Below are 22114 nucleotides of genomic sequence, written 5' to 3'. Positions count from 1 at the left end.
CATTGTTCCAGCCCTTGGGGGATTTGGGAACAGGTGCGGGCTGGGCGGTCGGTGCCCGTGGATTGGATCAGAAACTTGTTGTGCCTTTGAAGCCGCCTTCGCGGGCAAGCCTCGCTCCTACGGATCGCATGGACCTGTAGGAGCGAGGCTTGCCCGCGAAGAACGATATCGCGGTCCAGCAGGACTCAGTGGCCATTGGCGGAATGCCCGCCCGCATGACCCGCACCCTGCCCCGCACCTTTGCCGGCGTCAGCTTTCCTGCCACCCTCGCCTTCATGGCTGGCTTTTTCTGCTTCAGCCCTGGCCTTCTCCGCCTCTTTACCCAACTGATCGACGGTCGCCAGGTTGCTCTTGCGCACGCTATCGACGAAGCCCTGGAATGGCAGATCGGTAATGCCCACCAGGCCAAAGTGACCGTTCTCGCCATCCAGCAGGCGGCCGGTCACCGGTTGATCGAGGTACTGGAACCAGTGCACTCCGACAATCGACGGTTCGCTCAGCGCTTGCTTGAGGAAGTTGGCATACGCCGGCCCACGGTCTTCTTCCTTGGCCAATTGCGTTACGCCGCCCCAGAACGGGCCGCGATCGGTGGAGCCGAAATTGAACTCGGTGATCAGCACCGGTTTGTCCAGGCTGCGCAACTTGGCGAAGTCATAGCCGTCCTGCGGTTGCAGGGTGTACATGTTGAAGCTCACCACATCGCAATACTGCGCGCAGGACTCCACGGCTTCCGGGGTGCTGATGGCGAAGCGACCGCCCAGCAACAGCTGATTCGGCGCGTGCCACTTGAGGGAATCGGAGAGGGTTTTGAAGTAGGTATCGGCAAAGACCTTCTGGAAGTATTTGAAGTCGGCCTCGATTTCCGGGTGTTCGGCGCTCGGCAGCGGCGGCACGAAGCCCGGGTCTTCCATCAGTTCCCACGCAGGCAGGTCGATGCCCCACGCCTTGGAAAGGCCGGCCTGGTTGCGGTACTTGTCGCGCAACTGCTTGAGGAAAGCACGTTTGGCCGGCACGTCGGTGGTCATTTTCAAGGTGCCATACGCCAACGCGTAACGGGCTTTCGGATCGTCGCCGGGGCCGGCCCAGGCCAGTTCGTTGTCGGCGAAGTAGCCGATCAGCCATGGATCGTCGCGATGGTCCCGAGCGGCGATGGCCACGGCCCGTTCGGTGGCCATGGCGAAACGCGGGTCAAACGGGTCGGGCATACCGCCCCACCAATCGGTGCCGGTGCTGATGCTGGCGTAATCGCCGACGATCGACAGCGGCAAGGTGTATGGAACACGGTCAGCATTGGCCAGCGCCGGGGCGCTCCAGTTGCCGACGGTGTTGAAACCCCAGGCTTGCAGGCGATCCAGGGTTTGACTGGCCCAGCGTTTTTCATCAACCACCGCTTTGCAGGGTTCGGCGGGGGCTTGCTCAACGGCTTTCGCGACGGTGGCTTCGACCGCGCCGGTCTTGGCGGCTTCGGCGACGCCGGATTCGGCAGTCGTCGCCGCGTCAGGTTGCACGGCAGCCTTATCGGCCGTGGCCTCGACCGCGTCAGCCTTGGCCGCTTCGGCGACACCTGCCTTGGTGTCGCTGCCCAGCGCGCAAGGTTCGCCATACAGGCGCTGCAAGTTAGCGCCATAGAAGTCGTACCAGCGACCGACGTTGTAGCCACGGCCCTGATCGACGCCGTTGCCGCCACGGTTGTCGCCTTCGCCATAATGGCTGGCCATCGGTTCGTCTGGTTTTGGCAGGGATTCAAACATCCACTCGCGGCCGGCGATGTAGGTCTGGTTGACGTCCGGGGTCACGGTGTTGACTCCGAGCGAATAGAACGGATGCCCTTCCGGGGTCACCAGGTACCAGCGACCGTCACGCTTTTCAGTGCGGAAAAAACCGCTGGCCTTGAACGCCGGGCCTTTGTTCAAGCCGCCGAACTTGTCCAGGGACAACTTCTGGCGCTCGGCGAGCCAAGTGTTGGTTTGTTGTTGCTCCTTGGCGGCGGCGCTTTTCAGTTGCTCATCGCTACCGACCTTCTCCGGCCATTTGGCCCGGGTCGATTGACCGTAGGCGTCCACCAGGCCGCCATAGGCAGCCTTGGTCACCGCTTCACCGTCCTGCACGCCGAAGCGCTCAAGCAAAATGCTTTGGGCCACTTTCGGCTGATCCATCGACAACGTGACCGACACCACCTGGCTGCGATCCAACTCACCGGCGCTGCTGGCCAGCAAAACGCGTTGGCCGTCAAAGGTCATCGGCATCGGCGGCCCGGCCTTCATGCCCTGGCTCAGCGGCGAACTCGGTTGCAGCGGCACCAGCAAGGTCTGCGCCGGTCCGGCCGGCAAATCGACACGACTGATCAGCGTCTTGCCATCGTTGCTCTGGATTTTCACGTACAGGGTCACGGCCCAGTCCATCGCGCTCTGGATCCGCAAGCTCATCACGCCTGACTGCGACCAGTCCCAGGCACCGGTTTGCGGGGTCAGACGCAAGTTCGGTTGCGCCACCGGGTTGAACGTCACCCGACGCAACACTTCGCCTTCGGCCGTTTGTTCCGCATTGGATTGCGGCAGGCTGGCATCCTGAGTCGCCACCTGGACCACATCGGCGGGGCGCACAAAGTTGAACAGCGTCTGTTGGCCGGCAGGGGCTGCCAGCAAAGGGGCTGAGAAGATCAAGGCAAATACAGCGGGCAACGAACGGCGAATCATAGGAACGTGGTTCTCCCTAACGACCAAATGGGCCAATGGAAAAGCGGTGGCTGAAAGATAGACAACGCGGCGGGCTAAAAAGCCCACCGGTGTTTCAGGAAATTTCGCGACGGAAGGGCGGCAATGCGTTGAGGATCGCTTTGCCGTAACGCTGGGTGACCAGACGCCGATCCAGCAGGGTGATAGTGCCCCGGTCTTCTTCGGTACGCAGCAAGCGACCGCAGGCCTGGACCAGTTTCAGCGAGGCATCCGGCACGGAGATTTCCATGAATGGATTGCCGCCACGGGCTTCGATCCATTCGGCAAGCGCCGCTTCGACCGGATCGTCGGGCACCGAGAACGGAATCTTCGCGATCACCACGTGCTCGCAATACGCACCGGGCAAGTCGACCCCTTCAGCAAAACTCGCCAGACCGAACAGCACGCTGGAGTCTCCGCCATCGACCCGTGCCTTGTGCTTGTTCAGGGTTTCCTGTTTCGACAGGTTGCCTTGGATGAACACTTGCTTGCGCCAGTCGCGGTCCAGGCCGTCGAACACGTCCTGCATCTGTTTGCGCGAGGAGAACAGCACCAGGGTGCCGCGCGAACCTTCGACCAGTTGCGGCAGATCACGGATGATCGCCGCGGTGTGCGCCGGTGCATCACGGGGATCGGCTTTCAGGTCCGGCACCCGCAGCACCCCCGCATCGGCATGATGGAACGGGCTCGGGACCACGGCGGTCACGGCTTTTTTCGGCAGGCCGGCGCGCATGCGGAAACGGTCGAAGGTGCCGAGTGCGGTCAGGGTTGCCGAGGTCACCAGCGCGCCGTAAGCCACGTTCCACAGATTGCGCCGGAGCATTTCCGCCGCGAGGATCGGGCTGGCGTTAACCTCAATGTCGAACAGCGAACCACTTTCGGCCAGGGTCAGCCAACGGGCCATGGGTGGGTTGTCTTCCGGGTCTTCAGCGGTGAACGCGACCCACAATTCCCAGTTGCCAGAAGAACGCGACAACAGGCTGCCGAACAGCGGATACCACTCTTCGGCCTGGTTGCTGGCGATGCCAATGTTGACCTCGCCGTCCATGCCTTCCTTGAGCAGTTCGGTGAGCCGGGTGAACAGGTCGGTCAGACGGGCAAAGCCCTTTTTCAGCTCGATGCCCATTTCACGCATGTGCTCGGGAATCACCCCGCCGACAAAGCGATGACGCGGCCGCTCGCGGCCTTCAACGTCTTCACCGGGTTTGAAATCGGCGGCCTGCTCGCAGGCGGTGAACATGAATTGCTGCTGGGTCTTGATCTCGCGGGCCAGTTCCGGCACTTGTTCGATCAACTTGCCCAGGTCGCCGGGCAGCGGATGCTGGGCCAGCAGCTTGGTGAGGTTCTTGGCGGTGGTTTCCAGCCAATCGGCGGTGGAACGCAGGCGCGTGTAGTGGGCGAAGTGGCCGATGGCCTTGTCCGGCAGGTGGTGGCCTTCGTCGAACACGTAGATGGTGTCGCGCGGGTCCGGCAGCACGGCGCCGCCGCCCAGGGCCAGATCGGCCAGGACCATGTCGTGGTTGGTGACGATCACGTCAACCTTGCCCATGCCTTCGCGGGCCTTGTAGAAGGCGCACTGGCCGAAGTTCGGGCAATGACGATTGGTGCACTGACTGTGATCGGTGGTCAGGCGCGCCCAGTCGGCATCTTCCAGCGCGGTGGACCAACTGTCGCGGTCGCCGTCCCATTTATTGCCGGCGAGCTTCTCGATCATGCTGGTGAACAGCTTTTGACTGGCCTCGTCGACCTCGATCTTGAAACCTTCTTCCTCGAACAGCTGTGCCGTGGCGGTTTGCGCGTGACCTTCCTGCAGCAACATGTCGAGCTTGGACAGGCACATGTAGCGCCCGCGGCCCTTGGCCAGGGCGAAGCTGAAATTCAGCCCGCTGTTGCGCATCAGGTCGGGCAAATCCTTGTAGACGATCTGCTCTTGCAGGGCCACGGTGGCCGTGGCGATCACCAGGCGTTTGCCGGCGGCCTTGGCGGTAGGGATCGCCGCCAGGCTGTAGGCCACGGTTTTACCGGTACCGGTGCCGGCTTCCACCGCGACAATCGCGGGGTCGCCACTGCGCCGGCCTTCGTCGTCGGTGTCGATGTCACCGAGGACTTTGGCAATTTCGGCGATCATCAGGCGTTGGCCGTAGCGCGGTTTCAGGCTCTTGGCCTCAAGAAAACGCGAGTAGGCGCCCTGGATCGTGGTTTTGAGTTCGGTGCTGATCATGGATTGTCGGGCGCAAAAAACGCTGGATAAATTTTCAGTGGTTCGGATCGGCCGCTATCATACCCCGCTAATTAATCCCGCGCAGAACGGAGTACCTCAATGACACCTTTTGGCATCGTTTACACCCTGCATGTCCTGTCCGCCCTGGTGTGGGTCGGCGGCATGTTTTTCGCCTGGATGGTCTTGCGGCCCGCGGCGATGAAGGCCCTGGAAGGTCCCGCTCGGTTGAAGCTGTGGGTGGAAGTATTTCAAGGTTTTTTCCGCTGGGTCTGGATCGCGGTGGTGCTGTTGCCGATCAGCGGGGTGGGCATGATTCATCTGCAATACGCCGGGTTTGAGGCCGCGCCGCGGTATGTGCAGGTGATGATGGGGTTGTACGTGGTGATGACGGCGCTGTTCATCCGGATTCAGGCGTTGCTGCTGCCGGAGTTGCGCACGGCGGTGGCGGCGCAGGATTGGCCGACCGGGGCCGCGACGCTTGGGAAGATTCGCAAATTGGTGGGGATCAATCTGATTGTCGGGTTGGTGCTGGTGGCGATTGCTTCGGCTCGGCCGATGTTCTAAAAGCTTCGCGGGCAAGCCTCGCTCCTACAGGTTCTGTGGTCTGTCACGACTCAAAACCTGTAGGAGCGAGGCTTGCCCGCGAAGGCGATCTAATAGATCACCACAGGAACACCTTACAACCGCTGAACCGTCACCGAACCCGCTGCCCCGGCAGGCCCGGGCTGTCCATCAACACCAGGGCGGCCGCTTTTTCCGCCATCGGCCTCGTAAACGAGGCAACCCTTGGCCTTGCCACCGGCACCTGGTTTACCGCCAGGCCCTGCAACGCCACCGGCACCGCCCGCCACCTGAACCTTGATCTGTTCCACCGGATAATCACGTGGTACTTCCAGCCTGACCAGCGCACCGGGCGCGCCCGGCTGACCATCACTGCCATTGCTGCCATCGGCACCGCGCCCCGCCTGGCCCCAGGTGCAACCCGGTGCCTGACCGTTGGCCCCGTCGAGTCCCACAAAACCTGGCGCGCCCGCGCCACCGCGAGCGTCTACCGACAACTGCGGCGCAGTCAGTGCCTTGATCTGCAAATTCAGGTTGCGCCCCGATCGGGCAGCCTTGAGGTAAGTCCCCGGCGCCCCGCGCGCCGTGATCTGGCTACCTTCGGACAACTTGGCACGGCTGACTTTCAATTCCAGAGCCTGTTCACTCGGCACGATGGCAATCCGCGCCTCACGACCCAGATGCAATTCGCCGACGGTCACTTCGGTGACGTTCGAGGGAATCAACAAGGTGCCGTAATCGGCGACTTCCAGTCGTTCCAGCTGCAAGGTGCTGGCGGTGTTGGGCAGGCGCATCAACGAATTGGTTTCGACACTGACCACCTGAGCGCAGGCCAATGGGCTGATGAGAGCGGCGAGCAGACAGAGTTTACGCATGGGAAGCCTTCGATGCGGGCGGAGCCGGGAGGGTTTGCAGGTGGAATACGCCGAAAAACAGGATCTTCAAGCGATCACGCCAAGGGTGGGCGCGACCTCTGAGGCTGCGGAAACAGAACACCGCCTCCAGCAGATGAAGTGACGCCAACACACCGCCGGCCAGATCGACCAACTGGTGCAGCGGATTGACAAACGGCATCAGCAGATTGACCAGCACCACCAGCCAGAACAGCAGGGTCAACAACTTCCCCAGCCCCCAGATCACCTTCATACGCCCCCCGTTGATAATTATTCTTTGCGCGCACAGTAACGGCATCCGCGAGGGATAAGCCAGAGGGCAACAGAAAATTCTTCATGAAGGCCGCCGAATGGCCGTCAGATCAATCGAAATATCGTCCGACGGCTCTAAATCGGGGTTTAGCGATTAATGTGCAATTCCACCCGACGGTTTTTCGCGCGTCCTTCATCCGTATCGTTGTCGGCCACCGGCTGGCTTTCGCCCTTGCCTTCACTGGTGAGTTTGTTCGGCGCCAGGCCTTGGCTCAACAGATAGGCGGCCACGCTGCTGGCGCGGCGCTCCGAGAGTGCCTGGTTGTATTCATCCGACCCCACGCTGTCGGTATGGCCGATCACCTTGATGCTCACCACATCGGCGTTTTGCAGTTTGTCCATCAGCGAATCCAGCTGGCTCTGCGCGGAGGCACTCAGGTCAGACTGGTTGAAGGCAAACAGCACGTCGCTGGGCAGGGTAATGACTTCGGGTTGCGCAACTTCGACAGGTTTCACGCTGGCCGGATACTGCGGCAGTGGACAACCATGATGTTCGACAGGCGTGTTGGCGGGTGTATCAGGGCAACGATCACGTCGATCGAAGACACCGTCGTCGTCCTCATCGCCGTCCTGGGCATAACAGATCAAGCCACCGGTCAAGATACCGAGCGCTGCTCCACCGCCTGCCCAGCCGGCACTTTCAATTGCGCCCAAGCCTCCGCCGACCAGTCCGCCGATGACGCTGCAGATTGGCCAGGTACGTTGATTGAGGGGGGCAGTGCCATCGCTGTGGGTTGCGCAACCGGTCAACAGGCTGCCTATTAGCAGAACCGGCAAGACGGTCCGTGTGAGAACGCTCATATGAAAAGCTCCTGTGTCACCGGCCCATACCGGTTACACAGGAGTAAAGACCCGCATCCGCGACTGCACAAGCCGCGGAGCGGATGGGGCTTAGCGGTTGATTTTGATTTCCGTGCGACGGTTCTGCGCGCGACCGTCAGCAGTCTTGTTATCGGCAACCGGCTGGCTTTCACCGGCACCGGCCACAGACACGAAGCTGCTGCGTGGCACACCTTGGGAAATCAGGTACTCCACCACCGAGTGAGCACGCTTATCCGACAGTTTCTGGTTGTAGGCATCACTGCCCACGCTGTCGGTGTGACCGGTCACAGTCAATTGAGCGGTGGAGGCTTCCTGTTTCAGGCGCGTGGCGATTGTGTTGAGTACCTCTTTATCGGAAGGAGTCAGTGTGGCTTTGTCGAACTGGAAGTGAACATCGCGAATGACAATGACTTCTTCCTTGACCACCACGGCTTCTTCGACCACTGGCGCAGGCACCGGTGGAGGGCAACCGTCCGCATCGACTTTCACGCCTCTAGGCGTACCCGGGCACTTGTCGCGACTGTCCGGCACACCATCGCCGTCTTCATCGCCATCGCCATGCACCCAGCAATACGCCGCCACCGTACCGCCGACGACCAGCGCACCATACCCCGCCCATGCCGAGCTCTCGGTCGCACCGAGACCCGCACCGATGACACCGCCGACCGCCGCACAGGTCGGCCAGTCGGTTTTCTGCAAACCTGCGCAACCAGTCAACACACTGGTTAGCAGAACCAAGGGTAATGCTGTCCGAACTATGCTCATCTAGTTTTCTCCTGAGGGATCGGCTTGAAACCGATTCAGGGAGTAAAGACCGGAGTTTTAATCTCCGCCAGCAATAGGCTATTGCTGTTTTGCCCCGTGTTCACGGTAGTTCGCCGATTTTGCGGGAAACCCGCTCTAGGCCCGGACGTTCGGGCAGGCTAGTCTTGATGCTCTGATTGAGGATCTCTGATGATTGCAGGTATTTCTTCGCGCACGCCGCAGCAGGCGTTGGCCGCTTTGCTTGATCGATACGCCCCTGCGCGTCTGTTATTGATCGGCGCCAGCGAGTTTCCCGCGCTTGAGGCATTCAAGCTTGCGCACCCCGACAGCTGCGTGGCGCATGCAGAACCTGGCGAGTTGCCTGCCGAGCTGGCGGCGCGTCGGTTTGATCTGGCGCTGGTGGTCGATTGCCTCGAACACTTGCCCAAGCGCGAAGGTCTGAACTTATTAGGTGGCATTCGTAATTTGAACGCCAGTCGCATCGCGGTACTGGCGGACTTGCAGGCGAGCGGTTGGCAGGAGACGGATTTTTTCTCCCTGGCCTTGCAAGCCAGTGAACGTTTCCAGCGCGACGAACAAGTGCTGACGCTGTTCACCTACGATCTGCTTGACTATAAACAGGTGCCCGACTGGCTCAACTCGCGGTTCTGGGCCAATCCGGAAAACTTCGGGAAATATTGGTGGTAATGCAATGAGTACATCCATTTGCCCTTGCGGCAGCGGCACCCTGCTCGACGCCTGCTGCGGCCATTACCATGCCGGGCATCCGGCGCCGTGTGCCGAAGCCTTGATGCGCTCGCGCTACAGCGCCTATGTGCTGGGGTTGATCGATTATCTGGTGAGCACCACCCTGCCCGCACAACAGGCCGGCCTGGATCGTCAGTCCATCAGCGACTGGAGTGCGCAAAGCACCTGGCTGGGTCTTGAGGTGGAAAGCTCCGAGGTATTTGGCGGTCAGCCGGAACACGCGTTCGTCACGTTCACCGCGCGCTGGCATGACGGTGGCGGTGAACACAGCCACCGCGAGCGCTCCTCGTTCGTGCAGAACACCGGGCACTGGTACTTCATCGACCCCACCGTGCAACTCAAGGCCGGACGCAACGATGCCTGCCCGTGCGCCAGCGGGCAGAAATTCAAGAAGTGTTGTTCGGGGTATTTCGGCAGTTGAGGGAACCCCTGTAGCAGCTGGCGGAGCCTGCGTTCGGCTGCGTAGCAGTCGTGAAATCAGGCAGCGCGGTTTCTCAGGCAGACCGAGTCAGCAGGATTTACGACTGCTTCGCAGCCGGACGCAGGCTTCGCCAGCTGCTACAAGGAGACGTCACCATGACTACCCAGCAGCGCGTGTTACAGACGTTCACCTTGCTCCTGTTTCTCGGGCTCGGCGGCTGCGCGTCCTGGTTCGGTGACGATCTGCCGGATCCGCAAGTGCATCTGGTGAAGGTCGAAGTGGTCCGGGCCAAGTTGATGGAGCAGAAATTCATCCTGCATTTTCGCGTCGACAACCCCAACGACAGCGACCTCACGGTGCGCGGCCTCGAATACCGCATTCACCTGGGCGACATGCTGCTGGCCGAAGGCGAGCATGAACACTGGTTCACCGTCGGCCCCAAACGCAGTGCCTATTTCAAGGTGCCGATCCGCACCAATCTGTGGCCCAAGGTGCGGGATGTGGTGAAAATGCTGAAAAAACCCGACCAGCCCATCCCCTATCGTCTGGAAGGTGAAATGGAAACCGGTTTATTCATCGCGCATTACGTGCACCTTGCGCGCAATGGCGTGATAATCCCCGCCGATTTAATTCCGGAGAAAACCCGATGACCCAGCAACCCCATGTCCATGGCCCTGACTGCAACCACGATCATGACCATCACGACCACCATGATCACGACCATGGCCATGTCCACGGCCCGAACTGCGGCCACGCCCATCAGGAACCGGTGCGCAACGCCCTGAAAGACGTCGGCCGCAACGACCCTTGCCCTTGCGGCAATGGCAAGAAATTCAAGAAGTGCCACGGCGCTTGATGCTTCGGGCGAAGATTTTTTTCGCCTGTTGAATCGATATCGCGAGCAGGCTCGCTCCCACAGTTGAATTGCGTGAGACCCGATTCTGGAGTCACCCCAAAACCCCTGTGGGAGCGAGCTTGCTCGCGATGACGTCGGCACATTCACTATCAATTTGTCAGTTACACCGCCATCGCGAGCAAGCTCGCTCCCACAGGGATTTCAATCAGCCTTCAAAATTTGTGTGCTGCTGATGACCGTCGCATATTCCCCATGCAAATTCCCCAGCGACATCGCATGCACTTCTTCAGCTGAGTGCGCATTGCCAAAATAATCAGCCTTGTCGAACGTAAAGCACGCATCCTCCGCAACCCACACCTCGAACCCCAGATTCCCGGCCGTTCGCGCCGTGGACTCCACCGAGTTGTTGGTCGCAACGCCAACAATGATCACCTGCTTGATCCCCGCTTCGCGCAAACCCGCCTCCAGCCCCGTCGCACAAAACGCATCCGGCACCTGTTTGGAAATCAACTGCTCGCCGGCCAATGGCTGGAAACGTTGCTGAATCTCCACACCCGATTGCTGCGGCCAAAACACTGAATCCGGTGAGCGGGACAGGTGCTGCACATGAATCACCGGCCGCCCGGTTTGCCGCCAATGACCCAACAAATCGAGAATTCTCTCTTCGGCCTGAAGATTATTTCGGCGCCCGAGCCTGGGCTGCAGGATGCCTTTTTGTTGGTCGATGATGATCAGTGCTGCGTTGGTCTTGAGCTCCATGCCGACTTTTCTCACACGCGGTCATTGAATTTCACGCACTTCAGCATCACCTCCTCTTACAGGCAAGCCATCGAACGCAAACAGGACGACCTGATGCCCACGGTCGCTGTCCGACCCTGTCAACGTCTCTTGATGTGGAGTACTTCATGATCGACCTGTATTACTGGACCACCCCCAACGGCCACAAGATCTCGATTTTCCTGGAAGAAGCCGGCCTGCCGTACAACGTGCATCCGATCAACATCAGCCAGAACGAGCAGTTCCAGCCTCACTTTCTGAAAATTTCCCCGAACAACAGAATCCCGGCCATCGTCGACAATGAGCCAGTCGATGGCGGCGAACCGTTGTCGGTGTTCGAGTCGGGGGCGATTTTGCTGTACCTGGCGGAGAAGACCGGCAAGTTCCTGCCCAAAGACCTGCGCGGCCGTCAGCAAGCGTTGCAGTGGTTGTTCTGGCAGATGGGCGGCCTGGGACCGATGGCCGGGCAAAATCATCACTTCAGCCAGTTTGCGCCGGAGAAAATCCCTTACGCGATCAAGCGCTATATCGATGAAACGGCTCGCCTCTATGGGGTCCTCGACAAACAGCTGGCCGATAAAGACTTCGTCGCCGGCAGTGAATACAGCATTGCCGACATGGCGATTTACCCGTGGATCGTTTCCCACAAGTGGCAGAGCCAGAACCTGGAAGACTTCCCCAACGTGCTGCGCTGGTTCAACCACATCCAGAACCGTCCGGCGACCGTAAAGGCCTATGCCCTGGCGGCCAAGGTCAACCCACCAAAACCCTGAGGTCACTGCCGGTCTTGGTTAATGTGCTTAATGTGGCGAGGGGGCTTGCCCCCGTTCGGCTGCGAAGCAGTCGCCAATCAGACACCGAGGTCCATCAGGAGGATCACCGTGGATGGTTTTAGGACCGCTTCGCGCTCCAACGGGGGCAAGCCCCCTCGCCACAGGTGAAGAAATAACCCCGCCGCCGCTTGCGCGCCCTCCTCCTGCTCTCTAACGTAGCGCCTTTATTGCGCCTCTACCCCCGCAGGAGCTTTGCCATGGCCTCGCCAGCCCTTACACATTTTCTTCCCCGGTTCGGCGTTGCCGCGGCAGTGGCCGGTGTTTTGAGCCTGACCGGTTGTCAGACCTGGAACACCCAGGACACCCTCCCGCCGACCACCGGCGTACAGCCGCTCAAGGGCCTGGCGCAGAACGTTTCGGTGCGCCGCAATGCCATGGGCATGCCGCTGATCGAAAGCAACAGCTTCCACGACGCCCTGTTCGCCCTCGGCTACGTGCACGCCAGCGACCGCATCACGCAAATGGTCACCCTGCGCCTGTTGGCCCAGGGCCGTTTGTCGGAGATGTCCGGTTCGGACCTGCTGGACGCCGACCGCTACATGCGCGCCGTCAACCTGAAGAAAAGCGCCAGCGAGCTGTACAAGGCGTCTTCGCCACGTCTCAAGCGCTTCTTCGAAGTCTATGCGCGCGGCGTCAACGCCTACCTGTTCCGCTTCCGCGACAAGTTGCCGGCCGATCTCATGGCCACCGGTTACAAGCCTGAATACTGGCAACCGGAAGATTCGGCGCTGATTTTCTGCCTGCTGAACTTCAGCCAGTCCGCCAACCTGCCGGAAGAAATCGCCGCGCTGATGCTGGCCCAGACCGTCACCACCGACAAACTCGGGTGGCTGACGCCGTCCGCTCCCGACGAAAAACTGCCGCTGGGCGAAGCCGAAAAACTTCAGGGCATCAAGCTCAACGGAGCCATCCCGGGTCTGGCTGAAGTCAGCAAAGCCACCGCACAACTGTCCGACCTGAATCTGTTGGGCGCCACCTCATCGAACAACTGGGCCATCGGCCCGCAACGCAGCCGCAGCGGCAAAAGCCTGCTGGCCAGCGATAGCCATGCCCCGTTGGGCGTGCCGTCGTTGTTCAGCTACGTGCAGATTCGCGCGCCGAAATACCAGGCCTCTGGCGTGACGATCGCCGGTCTGCCTATGGTGCTTGGCGGTTTCAACGGCAAAGTGGCGTGGAGCATGACCTCGGTCATGGGCGACAACCAGGACCTGTTCCTGGAAAAAATCAAACGCCAGGGCAACGGCCTCACGTATGAAGTCGGCGGCAAATGGCAGCCAGCGATCGTGCGTAACGAAACCTACTTCGTCAAAGGCCAGCGGCCGATTCGCGAAGTCGTCTACGAAACCCGCCACGGCCCGCTGCTCAACAGCGCCCAGGGCACGACACTGGCCAATGGTTTCGGCCTGGCCTTGCAGACGCCGAACTTAACGGACGACAAAACCCTGGACGCGTTTTTCGACTTGTCCCGGGCCCAGAGCGTCGAGAAAGCCTCGGACGCCAGTCGTGAAATCCGCGCCATCGCCCTTAACCTGGTGTTCGCCGACGCCAGCAACATCGGCTGGCAAGTCACCGGGCGTTACCCGAACCGTCGCGAAGGCGAAGGCCTGCTGCCGTCGCCGGGCTGGGAAGGTCGTTACGATTGGGACGGTTACGCCGACCCGATGCTCCATCCGTATGACCAGGACCCGGCCCAAGGCTGGCTCGGCACCGCCAACCAGCGGGTCATTCCCCACGGTTACGGCATGCAGCTGTCCAACTCCTGGTCGGCACCGGAGCGTGGCGAACGCCTGGCCGAACTGGCGGGTGTGGGCAAACACGACACGCGCAGCGTGATCGCGATGCAATACGACCAGACCACGACGTTCGCCGCCAAACTGAAAAAAATGTTTGAAGCCCCGGGCATGTCCCAGCCGCTCAAGCAGGCCATCGAAGCGCTGCCGATTGCCGATCGCGGCAAGGCCCGTGAGGCCTACACCCGCTTGATGGCGTTCGACGGCAAACTCAGCCCGACCTCAGCGGATGCGGCAATCTACGAGCTGTTCTTGCAGGAAAGCACCAAGCAAATCTTCCTCGACGAACTGGGCCCGGAAAGCAGCCCGGCGTGGAAAGCCTTTATCGCCAACGGTAAGTTGTCCTACGCGGCACAGGCCGATCACCTGCTGGGCCGTGAGGACAGTCCGTTCTGGGATGACACTCGCACACCGCAGAAAGAAGACAAACCGGCGATCCTCGCCCGCAGTCTGGCGGCGGCGATCAGCGCCGGTGACAGCCAGTTGGGTGGCGATCACAAAGCCTGGCAGTGGGGCAAATTGCACCGCTATGAATGGAAGAATGCCGGCGGCCAGACCGTTCGCGGTCCGTCGGCGGCAGGAGGCGATCACACGACGCTGAACACCGCGGCGTTCATCTGGGGTCAGGACTTCAACACCACGCTGGCGCCGGCCATGCGCTTTATCGTTGATTTCAGCCAGGCGGAACCGTTGATGGGGCAAAACAGCACCGGCCAGTCCGGCAACCCGGCGAGCCCGAATTACCTCGACAGCATTGATCCATGGTTGAAGGGGCAATACATGAGCCTGCCGATGCAACCGCAGAACTTTGACAAGGTATACGGGAACAAGCGGTTGACCCTGACACCCGGCAAGTAAGAGTCACACCCGACCTAATGTGGGCTAACCCCTGTGGGAGCGAGCCTGCTCGCGATGAGGCCATGTCAGCCACCACTTTTAGTGACTGACACACCGCTATCGCGAGCAGGCTCGCTCCCACAGGGGGTATATCTCACCCGTGCTGATCGTTCCCACGCTCTGCGTGGGAATGCAGCCCGTGTGCTCCGCGTCACTGGACGCGGAGCGTCCCTTGAGGCGTTACCACGCGGAGCGTGGGAACAATCATCAAGCTTCAAAAAATCAATAGAACTTCTGCCTTCGCGCAAACCTCATAGCTAACAAGTCCCCCCATTTTGGTAACAACATGGATCTTGTTATCGCGCGTCCTGAAGGTTTGTACTGCGCCGCCGGCGATTTCTATATCGACCCGTGGCGGCCGGTCGAGCGTTCAGTCATCACGCATGCTCACGGCGATCATGCCCGCACCGGCAACCAGCATTATCTGGCGGCGGCCCCGGGCGAAGGGATTTTGCGTGCGCGATTGGGCCAGGACATCAACCTGCAAACGCTGCATTACGGCGAGCGCTTGCAGCACCAAGGCGTCACCCTGAGTTTTCACCCCGCCGGCCATGTCCTCGGCTCCGCCCAGGTGCGCCTGGAATACGGCGGTGAAGTCTGGGTTGCCTCGGGGGATTACAAGATCGAACCCGACGGCACCTGCGCGCCGTTCGAACCTGTGCGTTGCCATACCTTCATCACTGAGTCGACCTTCGGACTGCCGATTTATCGCTGGCAACCCCAGGCGCAGATCTTTGCCGAGATCAATCAGTGGTGGCAGGCCAATGCCGCCGTCGACAAAACCAGCGTGCTGTTCTGCTATTCCTTCGGCAAGGCCCAGCGGATTCTCCACGGTATCGACGCCAGTCTCGGCCCCATTTTGGTGCATGGCGCGGTGGAACCGTTGAACCGGGTGTATCGCGAGAGCGGCGTTTACATTCCGCCGACGATCTATGCCGGTGACGTGCAAAAGAGCGACCCGATGATGCGCAAGGCGCTGGTCATCGCCCCGCCCTCGGCGGGCGCCAGCACCTGGATGCGCCGGTTTGGCGATTACAGCGATGGCTTCGCCAGCGGCTGGATGCGCTTGCGCGGTACGCGGCGCAGACGCGGCGTGGACCGTGGCTTTGTCTTGTCCGACCACGCCGACTGGCCCGGCCTGCTCTGGGCCATCGAACAAACCGGCGCCGAACGGGTGATGGTCACCCACGGTTCGGTCGGCGTGCTGGTGCGGCATCTGCGCGAACAGGGCCTTGATGCCATGGGTTTCAGCACCGAATACGGCGACGATGAGGAAGACAACGCCGCCGTTGAAACCGACAGCGCCGAGGTAGCGTCATGAAGGCCTTCGCCGAGCTGTACGCCGAACTCGACGCCACCACGTCAAGCAACGCCAAACTGGCCGCCATGCAGGCCTACTTTGCCCAGGCTGCCCCCGAAGACGCCGCGTGGGCAGTGTACTTTTTGTCCGGCGGGCGACCTCGGCAGTTGGTGCCGGTACGCGTGCTGCGTGAGCTGGCCGTCGAGGTTTCCGGCCTTGAACCATGGCTGTTCGAAGAAAGTTACCAAGCGGTCGGCGATATGGCGGAAACCATTTCGCTGGTCCTGCCCGAGGCCCTGCACAGTTCCACCGACGGGCTGGCGGTATGGATTGAAGACAAACTGCTGCCCCTGCGCGGTGAATCTCCGGAAGTCCTTGCTAAGCGATTGCCCGCGCTCTGGGCGCAACTGGACCGCCACAGCCTGATGCTCTGCATCAAGCTCATTACCGGCAGTTTCCGCGTCGGCGTCTCCAAGCTGCTGGTGACCCGTGCCCTGGCGGCCATGGCCGGGCTCGACAGCAAACGGGTGGCCCAAAGGTTGGTCGGTTACACCGACTTGTCCAATCGTCCGAACGCGGCCAGTTATCTGAAATTGATCGCAGCCGAATCCTCCGATGAACACTCCCAACGCGGTGGCCAGCCTTACCCGTTTTTCCTGGCCCATGCCTTGGCGCAGCCGGTCGAGCAATTCGAAAACGTGCTCGGCCCGGCGAGCCAGTGGCAAGTGGAATGGAAGTGGGATGGGATTCGTGCCCAAGTGGTCAAGCGTGACGGGCGACTGTGGATCTGGTCGCGCGGCGAAGAACTGGTGACCGAGCGCTTTCCCGAACTCGACAGCCTGTTGCACGGCCTGCCTGACGGTACGGTGATCGACGGTGAAGTCGTCGCCTGGAAAACCACTCGACCGAACACCGAAGACGCCTTTGACCCACAATCGCCGGCCTCTCCAGCGGTGCTGCCGTTCGCACTGTTGCAGCAGCGGATCGGCCGCAAAACCCTGGACAAGAAAATTCTCGACGAAGTGCCGGTGGTGGTCCTCGCCTACGACTTGCTGGAATGGCAAGGCGAGGACTGGCGCAGTCAGCCTCAGGCCAGGCGCCGCGCTCAACTGGATGAACTCGTGGCGACCTGCAACAACCCGGTGTTACTCGCCTCACCGGTGCTCACCGGCGAAGACTGGTTCGACCTCGCCAGACAACGCGAAGCCTCTCGCAGCCTCGGCGTCGAAGGCATGATGCTCAAGGCCCGGGATGCGCTATATGGCGTCGGCCGGACCAAGGACATGGGCGTCTGGTGGAAATGGAAAGTCGACCCTTTCAGCGTCGATGCGGTGCTGATTTATGCACAGCGCGGCCACGGTCGCCGGGCGAATCTCTACAGTGATTACACCTTCGCAGTCTGGGACGGCCCACCCGACGCCAGCGAACGAACGCTGGTGCCGTTCGCCAAAGCCTATTCGGGGCTGACCGACGAAGAAATGCGCCAGGTCGACAGCATTGTGCGCAAGACCACGGTGGAGAAATTCGGGCCGGTAAGCAGTGTGAAACCGAGCCTGGTGTTTGAGCTGGGGTTTGAGGGCATTGCCCTGTCGAAACGGCACAAGAGCGGTATTGCCGTGCGGTTTCCGAGGATGTTGAGGTGGCGACAGGACAAGTCGGTTGAGGAGGCTGACAACCTCGCAACCCTGCAAGATTTGCTGGGCTAACCCGATTCCCTTGTAGGAGTGAGCCTGCTCGCGATAGCGGTTCATCAGGTAACACTTTACTGACTGACACTCCGCTATCGCGAGCAGGCTCACTCCTACAGGGATTTGTGCCATCCTGAACCAAGATGGTGCAGCAATTTTCCGACGCCCGATTTCGTGCACAAATCCCCGATTGGCATTTCTTGAATCACCTTTTAAAACGCTTGTTCGGGACTCTGGTTCGGAAATTGCTACTTTCATCAGGTCTTACGCTTTCCAGTAACAATAATTCTGCGCCACAAGCGCTCATATTGGTTCTTAGGGATTGAATAATGAAAAAAGCATTGCTGACCCTTTCTGCACTGGCGTTGTGCATGGCTGCTGGCTCCGCCATGGCAAAGGAATACAAAGAACTGCGTTTTGGCGTTGACCCTTCCTATGCGCCATTCGAGTCGAAAGCGGCCGACGGCAGCCTGGTAGGCTTCGACATCGATCTGGGGAACGCGATCTGCGCCGAGCTGAAGGTCAAGTGCAAATGGGTCGAAAGCGATTTCGACGGCATGATTCCGGGCCTGAAGGCCAATAAATTCGACGGCGTGATCTCTTCGATGACCGTCACCCCGGCTCGCGAAAAAGTCATCGACTTCTCCAGCGAGCTGTTCTCCGGTCCAACCGCTTACGTGTTCAAGAAGGGTTCCGGCCTGAGCGAAGACGTCGCTTCGCTGAAGGGCAAGACCGTTGGCTACGAGCAAGGCACCATCCAGGAAGCCTACGCCAAGGCTGTGCTGGACAAGGCAGGCGTGAAAACCCAGGCCTATCAGAACCAGGATCAGGTGTATTCCGACCTGATGTCCGGCCGTCTCGATGCAGCTATTCAGGACATGCTGCAAGCCGAACTGGGCTTCTTGAAGTCGCCTAAAGGCGAAGGCTACGAAGTCAGCAAGCCGGTTGACAGCGAATTGCTGCCAGCCAAAACAGCTATCGGTATCTCTAAAGGTAACAAAGACCTCAAGGCACTTTTGGATAAAGGTATCAAAGCGTTACACGACGATGGCACCTACGCCACCATTCAGAAGAAACACTTTGGCGATCTGAATCTGTACAGCGGCAAATAATGCCCGGCGCCCATCTCGCGATGGGCGCTTTTTTTATCCGATCAGGTTGCTGATTTATGTTCGAAAACCTCTTACAAAATCTGGGGCTCTCAGCCTTCAGCCTCAAGGGCTTCGGTCCGTTGCTGATGGAAGGCACCTGGATGACCATCAAATTATCGGCGTTGTCGCTGCTGGTGGCCGTATTGCTCGGCCTGCTCGGCGCCACCGCCAAGCTGTCAAAAGTCAAACTGGTGCGGGTTCCGGCCCAGATCTACACCACGCTGATTCGCGGCGTGCCGGACCTGGTGCTGATGCTGCTGATTTTCTATAGCCTGCAAACCTGGTTGACGTCGTTCACCGATTTCATGGAATGGGAATACATCGAGATCAACCCGTTCAGTGCCGGGGTCATCACCCTGGGCTTCATTTATGGTGCGTATTTCACCGAAACCTTCCGTGGCGCGATTCTCTCGGTGCCTCGGGGTCAGGTCGAAGCCGCTACCGCTTATGGCCTTAAACGCGGCCAGCGTTTTCGAATCGTGGTGTTCCCGCAAATGATGCGTTTCGCCCTGCCGGGGATCGGTAACAACTGGATGGTGATGCTCAAGGCCACCGCACTGGTCTCGATCATCGGCCTGGCCGACCTGGTCAAGGCAGCCCAGGACGCCGGTAAAAGCACCTATCAGCTGTTTTACTTCCTGGTGCTTGCCGCGCTGATTTACCTGCTGATCACCAGCGCCTCCAACTTCGTCCTGCGCTGGCTCGAACGCCGCTACGCCGCCGGTTCCCGGGAGGCGGTACGATGATCGAACTCCTGCAGGAATACTGGAAACCCTTCCTCTATACCGACGGTTACAACATCACCGGCCTGGCCATGACCATGTGGCTGTTGACCGCCTCGATCGTCATCGGTTTCCTGGTGTCGATTCCGCTGTCCATCGCCCGGGTCTCGCCGCACTTCTACGTTCGCTGGCCGGTGCAGTTCTACACGTACCTGTTCCGCGGCACGCCGCTGTATATCCAGCTGCTGATTTGCTACACCGGTATCTACAGCCTGGCCGCCGTGCGCGCCCAGCCGGTGCTGGATGCGTTCTTTCGCGACGCGATGAACTGCACGATCCTGGCGTTCGCCCTGAACACCTGCGCCTACACCACGGAGATTTTCGCCGGGGCGATCCGCAGCATGAACCACGGTGAAGTCGAAGCGGCCAAGGCCTATGGCCTGACAGGCTGGAAGCTGTATGCCTACGTGATCATGCCGTCAGCCCTGCGTCGCTCGTTGCCTTATTACAGCAACGAAGTGATTTTGATGCTGCACTCGACCACCGTGGCGTTCACCGCGACCATCCCGGACATCCTGAAAGTCGCTCGGGACGCCAACTCGGCGACCTTCCTGACCTTCCAGTCGTTCGGTATTGCCGCGCTGATTTACCTGACCATTACCTTTGCGCTGGTCGGCCTGTTCCGCCTCGCTGAACGCCGATGGCTGGCCTTCCTCGGGCCGACCCACTAGGACTTGCAAATGCGCCACCAAACACACGACCTGTTGGCCCCGCTGCCGGGGACTGCACGACAGATTCACAGCTTCCATTTCGGCCCATCGGCGGCCAAAGGCAAAATCTATATCCAGTCGTCCCTGCACGCCGATGAAATGCCCGGCATGCTGGTGGCCTGGCACCTCAAGCAGCGCCTGGCGGAACTTGAAGCCGCCGGCCGCCTGCGCAGCGAAATCGTGCTCGTGCCAGTGGCCAACCCGGTTGGCCTGGAACAGGTGCTGATGGATGTCCCGCTAGGCCGCTACGAGCTGGAAAGCGGGCAGAACTTCAATCGCTGGTTCGTCGATTTGAGCGAAGCGGTGGGCAACGAGATCGAAGGCCAGCTGGGCGATGACCCGCAGCGCAACCTCGAGACCATTCGCGCCACTCTGCGCAATGCGCTGGCCCGGCAAACTGCCAGCACTCAGCTGCAATCCCAGCGCCTGACCCTGCAACGACTGGCCTGCGATGCGGACATGGTGCTGGACCTGCACTGCGATTTCGAAGCGGTCGCTCACCTTTACACCACCCCCGAAGCCTGGCCGCAGGTCGAGCCTTTGGCGCGGTACATCGGTGCTGAAGCGAGCCTGCTGGCGACCGACTCCGGCGGTCAGTCGTTCGATGAATGCTTCACCCTGCTCTGGTGGCAGTTGAAAGAGCGCTTCGGCGAACAGTTCAACATTCCGCTCGGCAGCCTCTCGGTCACCGTCGAACTGCGTGGCCAGGGCGACGTCAATCACCCGTTGGCCAGCCTCGATTGCCAGGCGCTGATCGATTACCTGATTCACTTCGGCGCCATTGCCGGCCAACCGGCGCCATTGCCCGAGCTGCCCTACCCCGCCACGCCGTTGGCCGGGGTCGAGCCGGTGTCGACACCGGTGGGTGGCCTGCTGGTGTTCACCGCGCTGCCGGGGGAATACCTCGAAGCCGGGCAACTGATCGCCGAAATCATCGACCCGATCGCTGATCGCGTCACCCCTATTCATTGCACCGCCGCCGGCCTGATGTACGCCCGCTCGCTGCGGCGCATGGCCACTGCCGGCATGGTGATCGCGCACGTCGCGGGCACCGAAGCCTACCGCAGCGGCTACCTACTTTCGCCTTGAGGATGCATGCCCCATGTACAAACTGACCATCGAAGGCCTGCATAAAAGCTATGGCGATCATCATGTGCTCAAAGGCGTTTCACTCAAGGCCAACACCGGCGATGTCATCAGCCTGATCGGCGCCAGCGGCTCGGGCAAAAGTACCTTTCTGCGCTGCATCAACTTTCTCGAACAACCCAACGATGGCGCCATGACCCTGGACGGCCAGAACATCCGCATGATCAAGGATCGCCACGGCATGCACGTGGCCAACCCCGATGAACTGCAAAAGATCCGCACGCGCCTGGCAATGGTGTTCCAGCACTTCAACCTGTGGAGCCACATGACCGTGCTGGAAAACATCACCATGGCGCCGCGCCGGGTGCTGGGTTGCAGCAAAGAGGAAGCCGAAGACCGCGCACGGCGTTATCTCGACAAGGTCGGGCTGGCGGCGCGCGTGGCGGATCAATACCCCGCGTTTCTTTCCGGTGGTCAGCAGCAACGCGTGGCGATTGCGCGGGCATTGGCCATGGAGCCGGAAGTCATGCTGTTCGACGAACCGACGTCGGCACTCGACCCGGAACTGGTGGGTGAAGTGCTCAGAGTGATTCAGGGCCTGGCTGAAGAAGGCCGGACCATGATCATGGTGACTCACGAAATGAGCTTCGCCCGCAAAGTGTCGAGCCAGGTGTTGTTTCTGCATCAGGGCCTGGTCGAGGAAGAAGGCGCGCCGGAAGACGTGCTGGGCAATCCGAAGAGCGAACGCTTGAAGCAGTTCCTGAGCGGCAACCTCAAATAACACTCCC

21 protein-coding genes are annotated in these 22114 nt (G+C 60.4%); 14 read left to right on the top strand and 7 right to left on the bottom strand.

Annotation, left to right across the window (positions count from 1 at the left end; genetic code table 11):
• Window positions 1–185 precede the first annotated feature (185 nt).
• Together ACYZT6_RS04490 and dinG are read right to left on the bottom strand one after the other, a co-directional pair.
• The gene (locus tag ACYZT6_RS04490; protein WP_462025893.1) at window positions 186–2696 is read right to left on the bottom strand and encodes a beta-galactosidase; all 2511 of its coding nucleotides are present in this window, start codon (window positions 2694–2696) and stop codon (window positions 186–188) included.
• Between the two features lie 94 nt (window positions 2697–2790).
• Window positions 2791–4935: an ATP-dependent DNA helicase DinG gene (dinG, locus tag ACYZT6_RS04485; protein ID WP_223512269.1), complete on the bottom strand. Its 2145-nt coding sequence runs from the start codon at window positions 4933–4935 to the stop codon at window positions 2791–2793.
• 99 nt (window positions 4936–5034) lie between these two features.
• Between dinG and ACYZT6_RS04480 the strand changes: the two genes are divergently transcribed.
• Window positions 5035–5499 (top strand): CopD family protein, encoded by a 465-nt coding sequence (locus ACYZT6_RS04480; RefSeq protein WP_462025892.1) that lies wholly within the window; start codon window positions 5035–5037, stop codon window positions 5497–5499.
• Between the two features lie 113 nt (window positions 5500–5612).
• Here the strand turns inward: ACYZT6_RS04480 and ACYZT6_RS04475 are convergent, their stop codons facing one another.
• The 4 genes from ACYZT6_RS04475 to ACYZT6_RS04460 form a co-directional block, all read right to left on the bottom strand.
• Window positions 5613–6371 (bottom strand): collagen-like triple helix repeat-containing protein, encoded by a 759-nt coding sequence (locus ACYZT6_RS04475; RefSeq protein ID WP_462025891.1) that lies wholly within the window; start codon window positions 6369–6371, stop codon window positions 5613–5615.
• Window positions 6364–6642 (bottom strand): DUF1145 domain-containing protein, encoded by a 279-nt coding sequence (locus tag ACYZT6_RS04470; RefSeq protein WP_462025890.1) that lies wholly within the window; start codon window positions 6640–6642, stop codon window positions 6364–6366. The genes ACYZT6_RS04475 and ACYZT6_RS04470 overlap by 8 nt, the downstream gene beginning before the upstream one ends.
• Window positions 6643–6788: 146 nt before the next feature.
• A complete protein-coding gene (locus ACYZT6_RS04465) occupies window positions 6789–7502 on the bottom strand; it encodes an OmpA family protein (RefSeq protein WP_462025889.1) in 714 nt (237 codons plus the stop codon).
• A gap of 90 nt (window positions 7503–7592) precedes the next feature.
• Window positions 7593–8288 carry an OmpA family protein gene (locus tag ACYZT6_RS04460; RefSeq protein ID WP_462025888.1) on the bottom strand — a complete coding sequence of 232 codons (696 nt, stop codon included), beginning with the start codon at window positions 8286–8288 and terminating at the stop codon, window positions 7593–7595.
• 189 nt (window positions 8289–8477) lie between these two features.
• On the opposite strand from ACYZT6_RS04460, the gene ACYZT6_RS04455 reads away from it, so the two are divergent.
• The 4 genes from ACYZT6_RS04455 to ACYZT6_RS04440 all read left to right on the top strand — a co-directional run bounded on the left by ACYZT6_RS04455 (window position 8478) and on the right by ACYZT6_RS04440 (window position 10312).
• Window positions 8478–8975: a DUF6231 family protein gene (locus ACYZT6_RS04455; protein WP_462025887.1), complete on the top strand. Its 498-nt coding sequence runs from the start codon at window positions 8478–8480 to the stop codon at window positions 8973–8975.
• 4 nt (window positions 8976–8979) lie between these two features.
• On the top strand, window positions 8980–9456 hold the full coding sequence (locus tag ACYZT6_RS04450; protein WP_462025886.1) for a YchJ family protein: 477 nt from the start codon (window positions 8980–8982) through the stop codon (window positions 9454–9456).
• A 155-nt stretch (window positions 9457–9611) separates the two neighbouring features.
• Entirely contained in the window at window positions 9612–10106 is a 495-nt protein-coding gene (locus ACYZT6_RS04445) for an LEA/WHy family protein (RefSeq protein WP_462025885.1), read from the top strand.
• On the top strand, window positions 10103–10312 hold the full coding sequence (locus ACYZT6_RS04440) for an SEC-C metal-binding domain-containing protein (RefSeq protein ID WP_007906737.1): 210 nt from the start codon (window positions 10103–10105) through the stop codon (window positions 10310–10312). Before ACYZT6_RS04445 ends, ACYZT6_RS04440 begins: the two co-directional genes overlap by 4 nt.
• Before the next feature lie 201 nt (window positions 10313–10513).
• Here ACYZT6_RS04440 and ACYZT6_RS04435 read toward each other — a convergent pair whose 3' ends face one another.
• Entirely contained in the window at window positions 10514–11071 is a 558-nt protein-coding gene (locus ACYZT6_RS04435; protein WP_462029907.1) for a cysteine hydrolase family protein, read from the bottom strand.
• Between the two features lie 146 nt (window positions 11072–11217).
• Between ACYZT6_RS04435 and ACYZT6_RS04430 the strand changes: the two genes are divergently transcribed.
• The 9 genes from ACYZT6_RS04430 to ACYZT6_RS04390 all read left to right on the top strand — a co-directional run bounded on the left by ACYZT6_RS04430 (window position 11218) and on the right by ACYZT6_RS04390 (window position 22107).
• Complete coding sequence (locus tag ACYZT6_RS04430) at window positions 11218–11862, top strand: glutathione binding-like protein (RefSeq protein ID WP_462025884.1); 645 nt, start codon at window positions 11218–11220, stop codon at window positions 11860–11862.
• A 257-nt stretch (window positions 11863–12119) separates the two neighbouring features.
• Window positions 12120–14570 (top strand): penicillin acylase family protein, encoded by a 2451-nt coding sequence (locus ACYZT6_RS04425; RefSeq protein ID WP_462025883.1) that lies wholly within the window; start codon window positions 12120–12122, stop codon window positions 14568–14570.
• A 325-nt stretch (window positions 14571–14895) separates the two neighbouring features.
• A complete protein-coding gene (locus ACYZT6_RS04420; RefSeq protein ID WP_462025882.1) occupies window positions 14896–15930 on the top strand; it encodes a ligase-associated DNA damage response exonuclease in 1035 nt (344 codons plus the stop codon).
• A complete protein-coding gene (locus ACYZT6_RS04415) occupies window positions 15927–17615 on the top strand; it encodes an ATP-dependent DNA ligase (RefSeq protein WP_462025881.1) in 1689 nt (562 codons plus the stop codon). Before ACYZT6_RS04420 ends, ACYZT6_RS04415 begins: the two co-directional genes overlap by 4 nt.
• 311 nt (window positions 17616–17926) lie before the next feature.
• Window positions 17927–18709, top strand: coding sequence for a transporter substrate-binding domain-containing protein (locus ACYZT6_RS04410; RefSeq protein WP_462025880.1), 783 nt, complete (start codon window positions 17927–17929; stop codon window positions 18707–18709).
• Window positions 18710–18765: 56 nt separating this feature from the next.
• Window positions 18766–19494 (top strand): ABC transporter permease, encoded by a 729-nt coding sequence (locus ACYZT6_RS04405; protein WP_131059231.1) that lies wholly within the window; start codon window positions 18766–18768, stop codon window positions 19492–19494.
• On the top strand, window positions 19491–20201 hold the full coding sequence (locus ACYZT6_RS04400) for an ABC transporter permease (RefSeq protein WP_462025879.1): 711 nt from the start codon (window positions 19491–19493) through the stop codon (window positions 20199–20201). The genes ACYZT6_RS04405 and ACYZT6_RS04400 overlap by 4 nt, the downstream gene beginning before the upstream one ends.
• 9 nt (window positions 20202–20210) lie before the next feature.
• The gene (locus ACYZT6_RS04395; protein ID WP_462025878.1) at window positions 20211–21329 is read left to right on the top strand and encodes a succinylglutamate desuccinylase/aspartoacylase family protein; all 1119 of its coding nucleotides are present in this window, start codon (window positions 20211–20213) and stop codon (window positions 21327–21329) included.
• Window positions 21330–21342: 13 nt separating this feature from the next.
• Window positions 21343–22107: an ABC transporter ATP-binding protein gene (locus ACYZT6_RS04390; RefSeq protein WP_462025877.1), complete on the top strand. Its 765-nt coding sequence runs from the start codon at window positions 21343–21345 to the stop codon at window positions 22105–22107.
• The last annotated feature ends 7 nt before the right edge of the window (window positions 22108–22114 follow it).

This window comes from Pseudomonas sp. RT6P73 (genome assembly GCF_054897715.1).
The sequence above is the reverse complement of the archived record's forward strand: the minus strand, read 5'-3'. Positions and strand labels throughout refer to the sequence as shown.

Coding starts and splice junctions, on each gene's coding strand:
- ACYZT6_RS04415 (WP_462025881.1), top strand. CDS start 15,927: ATGAAGGCCTTCGCCGAGCTGTACGCCGAACTCGACGCCACCACGTCA.
- ACYZT6_RS04420 (WP_462025882.1), top strand. CDS start 14,896: ATGGATCTTGTTATCGCGCGTCCTGAAGGTTTGTACTGCGCCGCCGGC.
- ACYZT6_RS04430 (WP_462025884.1), top strand. CDS start 11,218: ATGATCGACCTGTATTACTGGACCACCCCCAACGGCCACAAGATCTCG.
- ACYZT6_RS04395 (WP_462025878.1), top strand. CDS start 20,211: ATGCGCCACCAAACACACGACCTGTTGGCCCCGCTGCCGGGGACTGCA.
- ACYZT6_RS04475 (WP_462025891.1), bottom strand. CDS start 6,371: ATGCGTAAACTCTGTCTGCTCGCCGCTCTCATCAGCCCATTGGCCTGC.
- ACYZT6_RS04445 (WP_462025885.1), top strand. CDS start 9,612: ATGACTACCCAGCAGCGCGTGTTACAGACGTTCACCTTGCTCCTGTTT.
- ACYZT6_RS04470 (WP_462025890.1), bottom strand. CDS start 6,642: ATGAAGGTGATCTGGGGGCTGGGGAAGTTGTTGACCCTGCTGTTCTGG.
- ACYZT6_RS04400 (WP_462025879.1), top strand. CDS start 19,491: ATGATCGAACTCCTGCAGGAATACTGGAAACCCTTCCTCTATACCGAC.
- ACYZT6_RS04390 (WP_462025877.1), top strand. CDS start 21,343: ATGTACAAACTGACCATCGAAGGCCTGCATAAAAGCTATGGCGATCAT.
- ACYZT6_RS04480 (WP_462025892.1), top strand. CDS start 5,035: ATGACACCTTTTGGCATCGTTTACACCCTGCATGTCCTGTCCGCCCTG.
- ACYZT6_RS04455 (WP_462025887.1), top strand. CDS start 8,478: ATGATTGCAGGTATTTCTTCGCGCACGCCGCAGCAGGCGTTGGCCGCT.
- dinG (WP_223512269.1), bottom strand. CDS start 4,935: ATGATCAGCACCGAACTCAAAACCACGATCCAGGGCGCCTACTCGCGT.
- ACYZT6_RS04435 (WP_462029907.1), bottom strand. CDS start 11,071: ATGGAGCTCAAGACCAACGCAGCACTGATCATCATCGACCAACAAAAA.
- ACYZT6_RS04410 (WP_462025880.1), top strand. CDS start 17,927: ATGAAAAAAGCATTGCTGACCCTTTCTGCACTGGCGTTGTGCATGGCT.
- ACYZT6_RS04440 (WP_007906737.1), top strand. CDS start 10,103: ATGACCCAGCAACCCCATGTCCATGGCCCTGACTGCAACCACGATCAT.
- ACYZT6_RS04465 (WP_462025889.1), bottom strand. CDS start 7,502: ATGAGCGTTCTCACACGGACCGTCTTGCCGGTTCTGCTAATAGGCAGC.
- ACYZT6_RS04460 (WP_462025888.1), bottom strand. CDS start 8,288: ATGAGCATAGTTCGGACAGCATTACCCTTGGTTCTGCTAACCAGTGTG.
- ACYZT6_RS04405 (WP_131059231.1), top strand. CDS start 18,766: ATGTTCGAAAACCTCTTACAAAATCTGGGGCTCTCAGCCTTCAGCCTC.
- ACYZT6_RS04450 (WP_462025886.1), top strand. CDS start 8,980: ATGAGTACATCCATTTGCCCTTGCGGCAGCGGCACCCTGCTCGACGCC.
- ACYZT6_RS04425 (WP_462025883.1), top strand. CDS start 12,120: ATGGCCTCGCCAGCCCTTACACATTTTCTTCCCCGGTTCGGCGTTGCC.
- ACYZT6_RS04490 (WP_462025893.1), bottom strand. CDS start 2,696: ATGATTCGCCGTTCGTTGCCCGCTGTATTTGCCTTGATCTTCTCAGCC.